The 6,112-nt window shown below is 71.6% G+C and carries 5 protein-coding genes and 1 pseudogene; 1 reads left to right on the forward strand and 5 read right to left on the reverse strand.

Features of this window, described 5'->3' with window-relative positions; genetic code table 11:
* Positions 1-5 precede the first annotated feature (5 nt).
* From ACZ7HQ_RS01830 to ACZ7HQ_RS01845, 4 genes are all read right to left on the reverse strand, one after another.
* The gene (locus ACZ7HQ_RS01830; protein WP_470983337.1) at positions 6-1,247 is read right to left on the reverse strand and encodes an MFS transporter; all 1,242 of its coding nucleotides are present in this window, start codon (positions 1,245-1,247) and stop codon (positions 6-8) included.
* Positions 1,244-2,578 (reverse strand): GH1 family beta-glucosidase, encoded by a 1,335-nt coding sequence (locus tag ACZ7HQ_RS01835; protein ID WP_470983339.1) that lies wholly within the window; start codon positions 2,576-2,578, stop codon positions 1,244-1,246. The genes ACZ7HQ_RS01830 and ACZ7HQ_RS01835 overlap by 4 nt, the downstream gene beginning before the upstream one ends.
* A 126-nt stretch (positions 2,579-2,704) precedes the next feature.
* Positions 2,705-4,099, reverse strand: coding sequence for a glycosyltransferase (locus tag ACZ7HQ_RS01840; protein ID WP_470983341.1), 1,395 nt, complete (start codon positions 4,097-4,099; stop codon positions 2,705-2,707).
* Positions 4,096-4,278, reverse strand: a complete 183-nt coding sequence (locus ACZ7HQ_RS01845; RefSeq protein ID WP_470983343.1) for a hypothetical protein — start codon at positions 4,276-4,278, stop codon at positions 4,096-4,098. The genes ACZ7HQ_RS01840 and ACZ7HQ_RS01845 overlap by 4 nt, the downstream gene beginning before the upstream one ends.
* A 204-nt stretch (positions 4,279-4,482) precedes the next feature.
* Between ACZ7HQ_RS01845 and ACZ7HQ_RS01850 the strand changes: the two genes are divergently transcribed.
* Positions 4,483-5,787, forward strand: coding sequence for a UDP-glucose dehydrogenase family protein (locus tag ACZ7HQ_RS01850; protein WP_470983345.1), 1,305 nt, complete (start codon positions 4,483-4,485; stop codon positions 5,785-5,787).
* A 25-nt stretch (positions 5,788-5,812) separates the two neighbouring features.
* Here the strand turns inward: ACZ7HQ_RS01850 and ACZ7HQ_RS01855 are convergent.
* Positions 5,813-6,007, reverse strand: a pseudogene (locus tag ACZ7HQ_RS01855) (protealysin inhibitor emfourin); the annotation flags it as partial.
* Positions 6,008-6,112: the final 105 nt, after the last annotated feature.

Consider the following 6,112-nt stretch of genomic DNA (forward strand, 5'->3'; position numbering starts at 1 on the left):
TTGGGCTACTCGACCCCTCTGATCCGGCCCACCAGCGCCGCCCCCGCCAGCCCGATCACGGCCGCCACCAGGTACAGCACCCGGTAGCCGCCCAGGTGGGTCACGATCGGCGCCGCCAGCGCGGGGGCGGCCACCTGGGGCAGGGCGTTGGCCACGTTGATGACTCCCAGGTCCTTGCCCCGGTCCAGCGCCTTCGGCAGGACGTCCGTCATCAGCGCGAAGTCGACCGAGGTGAACACGCCGAAGCCGACGCCGAGGACGGCCGCCGCCACGACCGCGCCGGGCCAGGTCTGCCACCCGGCCAGGGCCGCCGTCGCCACCGCCATCAGGACGCCCGACCAGACGACGAACGGCTTGCGCCGGCCCACCCGGTCCGACCAGACACCGCCCGCCACGACGGTCGCCGTCAGCGTCAGGCTGTTGACGGCCGTCAGCACCAGCACGCCCCGTTCCGGGTCGGCGTGGTGCAGGCGGTCGCGCAGGTAGTAGAGGAGGTACAGCAGGACGAGGGAGTTGCTGAGGTTGATCAGGAAACGGGTCAGCCAGGCCCAGCCGAGGTCGGGGTGGCGGCGCGGGCTCAGCCAGAAACCCGCGAGGAAGCCCCGCCAGGACCACGTAGGCCGGTCCTCGCGCGCGAGCCGCAGGTCCTCGTGCCGCAGCACGTACGGCAGCACACCCGCCACCGTGCACACCGCGCACGCGGCATACCCGGCCGCGATCCCGCCCGCCGCCGTCGCCAGGCCCGTGCCGCCCACCACGCCCAGGATCTGCGCGGCCCCCAACCAGCCGCCGACCGCGCCCCGCCCGCGCCGCGGCACCCGGTCCGGGACGGCCGCCGTCACCGCCGCGAAGGCCGCGTTCAGCGTGAGCTGCACCAGGCACCAGCCCACCGCCATCGACCACACCCCGCCCGCGCCCGCGAGCAGCAGCAGCGACAGCGCGCCGCCCGCCGTACCGGCCACGATCCACGGCGTCCGGCGGCCCCGGCGGGCGGTCGTACGGTCCGACAGCGCGCCGAAGAGCGGGTTGGCGAGCAGGGAGACCACCGCGCCCGCCCCGGTCACCCAGGCCAGCATCGTCTCCTTCGACGTCCCGGAGCCGGGTGCGAAGCGACCTGCCTGGGAGGCGAGCAGGATCTGCAGTGGGCCGAACCAGCCCACCCAGATCGCCCCGTTGGCCAGCGCGAGGGCCGCCGTCCAGCCCCGGCCGACCGGTTCGACGGGCTCGGCCAGAGCTGCCGAGGTCATCTCTGCGCCCGGAGCAGGTCCCGGAACCAGTGGTAGGAGGCCTTCGGGGTGCGCTTCAGCGTCGCGGGGTCGTCGAAGTCCACGTGGACCAGGCCGAAGCGGCGCGCGTACCCCTCGGCCCACTCGAAGTTGTCCATCAGGGACCACACGAAGTAGCCGCGTACGTCGACCCCGGCCCTGAGCGCCGCGTGCAGGGCACGGACATGGGCGTCCAGGTAGGCGATGCGGTCCTGGTCGTCGATGCCCTCGTACGAGCAGCCGTTCTCGGTGATGACGATCGGCGGGAGCCGGTCGCCGTAGCGGTCCCGGAAGCCGGTGAGCAGGTCCGTCAGCGCCTCCGGGACGATCGGCCAGCCGAAGTCGGTGACCGGGCGCCCCTCGATCTCCCGTACCGAGAAGGGGAGTTCGGCCGGCATGGTCAGACCGCCGAACTCGGTCTCGGTGCCCCGCGGGGCACCCACCAGCGCCGGGGCGTAGTAGTTGATGCCGTACCAGTCGACGGGCTCGGCGATGATCTTCAGGTCGGCCTGCACGTCCCCCGGCATCAACGCGTCCATTCCCTCCGGGTACGCGCCGAGCACGATCGGTTCGGCGAAGAGCCGGTTGAGCAGGACGTCGTAGAAACCGGCCGCCTCCACGTCCTCGGGGGCCTGCGAGGCGGGCCAGGTGGGGCCGTGGGAGTTGGCGACACCGATGTCCTCCGCGCCGGCCGCGCGCAGGGCCCGCACCGCGAGACCGTGGGCGAGGAGCTGGTGGTGGGCGACCGGGAGTGCGTCGAAGAGGAGCCGCCTGCCGGGGGCGTGGGCGCCGAGGGCGTGGCCCAGGAGGGTGTGCTCGGCGGGCTCGTTGAGGGTGATCCACTTGCCCACGCGATCGCCGAGCCGCTCGGCGACCACCGTCACGTGGTCGGCGAACCGGGCCGCCGTGTCCCGCTCGAGCCAGTCCAGCGAGGCGGGCAGGTCCCAGTGGAAGAGGGTGGGCACGGGCCGTACGCCCGCCGCGCACAGCTCGTCCACCAGGCGGTCGTAGAAGTCCAGCCCGCCGGGGGAGTTCACCCGGGGCCAGGAGACGGAGAAGCGGTACGCGTCCACGCCGAGACCGGCGAGGAGGGCCACGTCCTCGCGGTAGCGGTGGTAGTGGTCGCAGGCCACCGCCGCCGTCGAGCCGTCCTTCACCCGCCCGGGTTCGGCCGTGAAGTCGTCCCACACGGAGCGCTCGCGCTCCTCGGCCGCTCCCTCGATCTGGTGGGCCGAGGTCGAGACACCCCACAGGAAGCCGTCCGGGAAGCGGGGGATCGGGGCGGGTGCCGGACCGCCTGCGTCAGTCGCCATGGCGGGATCATCCTTACCCGCGGTAACGGAAGTCAACGCCCTTGTGCGAACCGGATGTTGAGCCGACAGGCCGAAGCGCCCGTCCGGAGGTGGGGACGGGCGCCGGGGCCGGCGGGGCCGGCCGGGTCACGCCGGAGTCGTCGGCGCGACGCCGCTGAGGGTGACCTCGGCGCCGTTCTGCCGGGTACCCCATCCGGTCCTGGCGCACGTGGCGATGCCGTACCAGCGCAGCCAGCGCAGCACGGTCCAGGCCAGGACGATGGCGGCGGGCATGGCGAGCCATGTCACGGCGCGGGACCGGATGCGTTCGTCGGACCGGATGATGCCGAGGTAGCGCAGACCCTGGGCCCAGCCGATGAGGAACGGCACGACCAGCATGCTCCTGGGCGGCAGGTTGTCGTAGGCGAGGGGCTCGACGACCAGCATCCAGAGGGTGACCATCTGGGTGAGCACCATCTGGACCCAGCGCATGGTGTGCAGCCAGAACGCGGGGCGGGCAGGCGTGAGGTAGCGCATGCGCCACAGGGAGCGGATGGTGGAGCCCCGCATCCAGCGCAGGTACATGCGATTGAAGTGGGACCACTTCTCCGGCATGGCGGTGAAACAGATGGCCGAGGGCTGCTGGACGGTCAGTCCGCGTTCCTGGGCGTAGAGGGTGAGCATGCTGTCGTCGGAGAAGTTCACGGGCCGCCCCATGAACGTCTCGTTCAGGTAGCCGTCGAGGTTGTCGCGGATGATGTCCGCCCGGTAGGCGGCCAGCGGCCCGGAGTTGACCATGACGGCCCCGACCGCGGACTGGCCGGACCGGTCGACGAGCTGGCAGACGACGAACCACAGGTCGGTGATGCGTACGAGCCAGTTGGCGCGGTTGTTCGTCGCGATGACGATGCCCGCCACCGACTGGACCCGGGGCCTGGAGAACGGGATGAGGGTCTGCTCCAGTGCGGCGGGGGCGAAGCAGCTGTCGCTGTCACACGTGACGTAGATGTCCGCTTCGGGGCTGACCCGGACGGCGTGCGCCTGCGCGTGACGCTTGCCCCCGTTGGGCACACGCTGCCAGGTCGTGGCGACGCCTGCGTCGTGGGCGGCCCGTTCCCACCACTGGCGGACCTCGGCGTAGTCGGTGTTGGTGGAGCCGTCGTCGACGATGTGGACGGAGTCGGGCCTGCGGGTCTGGCGCAGGAAGGACTCGAGCCCGAGCCGGAGGTAACCGGGGTCCTCGTTGTAGACGGGCACCAGGATCGCCACGTGCAGGGCCTCCAACTGCCGGGCGATGCGCGGGGTGAGCTTGCGCGGACGCTCGAGGTGGTACATGAACGTCTGCAGCAGGAAGATCAGGAACAGCGAGGCCCAGACGACGGTCAGCCGGTTCTGGCTGCGGCCGTCGTGCGCGAACGCGCTGAGCGCGTGGTACCCCGCCCAGGCGGCCGCGGCGAGCACGACGACGATCCCCATCAGGACCGTCGCGGACCGGTGCTGATGGGCCGACAGCACCGGTTCCTCGGTGTGGCGAGCGCTCACCGGCGGCGACGGAAGGAACGATCCTGCATCGCACCGCCGACGGTGCCCTCGCCGGCCGCCAGTCCCCGGCGGTAGCGGAAGCGCACCACGAGGACCGTGCCGACGACGACGGCGACCGCCGCCGCGACCATCCAGCCCCCCAGCGGATAGGTGATACCGCCGATGACGATGGCGGGCATACCGGTCTGTGCAAGCTGGCCGTGTCCGGACATAACTCCCCCCAAGGAGATGAGGAAACTTCGGGAACAGGGAATGTGAAGATCCTGTAAGAGATGTGTATAGCATGCAAGTACTTGAAAGTGGTACTTCATCACGGGGAGATCACGAGGGGGTCCGACCTCCCGCCCCGGCCGTACCGCCCCTCACCGCTCTGGAGCCTGAACATGCAGGGCAGCGCCCGCAACATCGCCATATTCGGCGCCGGTTACATCGGCCTGGTCACCGCCGGCTGCTTCGCCGGCCTCGGGCACCGCGTCACCGTTCGCGACATCCAGCCCGAACGCGTCCGGCTGCTGCAGGCCGGAGGTGTGCCCATCTACGAGCCGGGCCTCGGCGAACTCCTCGCCGACAACAAGGAGTCGCTGACCTACACGCTCGACGCGGACGAAGCGGTCCGCGACGCCCATGTCGCCTACATCTGCGTCGACACACCCCCGACCGCCTCCGGCGACGCCGACCTCTCTCGCGTCTGGTCCGTCATCGACAGCCTTCGCGGGGCCACCCACCTGGCCGCGGTCGTCGTGAAGTCCACCGTTCCCGTCGGCACCGGAGTCCGGGTGCGGGCCGCACTGGACGACGCGGGCCTGGGGCACGTCGGCTACGCCTCGAACCCCGAGTTCACCGCCGAGGGCAGGGCCGTCACCGACTTCCTGCAGCCCGACCGCATCGTCGTCGGCGCCGACGACCCCGACACCGCCGAGCTGGTGGCCGGCCTCCACGCCGGCATCGACGGGCCCGTGCAGACCATGGACGTCGCCTCGGCCGAGATGGTCAAACTCGCGTCCAACGCCCTGCTGGCCACGAAGATCACCTTCATCAACGAGATAGCGACCGTCTGCGAGGCGACGGGAGCCGACGTCACCCGGGTCGCCGACGCCGTCGGCCTCGACCACCGCCTGGGCCGCCACTTCCTCAACGCCGGCCTCGGCTACGGCGGATCCTGCTTCCCCAAGGACTCCCGGGCCCTGCGCGCCATGGCCAGCAACTCCGGCTACTCCTTCCAGCTCCTCAACGCCGTCATCGAGGTCAACGACCTCCAGCCCCGCCGCGCCGTCCAGCGCCTGAAGGCCGAACTCGGGACCCTGCGCGACAAGCGGGTCGCGTTGCTCGGCATGACCTTCAAGCCCGGCACCGACGACATGCGGGAAGCGCCCAGCACCGTCCTGGCCTCCCGCCTGCTCGCGGAAGGGGCCACGCTGGCGTGCTGGGACCCCATGGCCCGGCCCGCCGGCACCGAACCCTGGAACCGGGCCGAGCGCCGGCCCACCGTCCCCGAGGCCCTCACCGGTGCCGACGCCGCCGTCATCGTCACCGAATGGCGCGACCTGGTCGAAACGGACTGGGCGGCGGTCCGGAGCCTGATGCGCACCCCCGTCCTCTTCGACGGGCGCAACCTGCTCGACCCGGACGCGCTGGGCCGGTCCGGCTACACCTGCATGAGCGTGGGGCGCGCCACGGTCCGGCCGTGAGGGGGCATGGTCGGCCGGACAAACCCTAGGCACCCTCCTTCAGCACCATCGTGATCAACTCGCGCTGTTCCTCGGTGAGTCGGGGGTCGGCCGCGTAGACCGTGCGGCCGTCCACGGTGATCTCGTACCGGAAGCCGTCGGGGACGCCGGCGGGCGGGGTGCTCTGGCCGGACGCGAGGACGCGTTCGGCCAGGGCCTGCCACACGGGCGCGTCGGGGCGGGGGGGGGGGTGTCCCCCCCCCCCCGCTCCTCCTTCCCCCCCAACACCCCCCTTCCCCCCCTCTTTCTCCCCCCGTTTTCCTTCTTTTTTCCGACCCCCCCCCCT

The sequence above is a fragment of the Streptomyces sp. NPDC037290 genome (assembly GCF_055603245.1).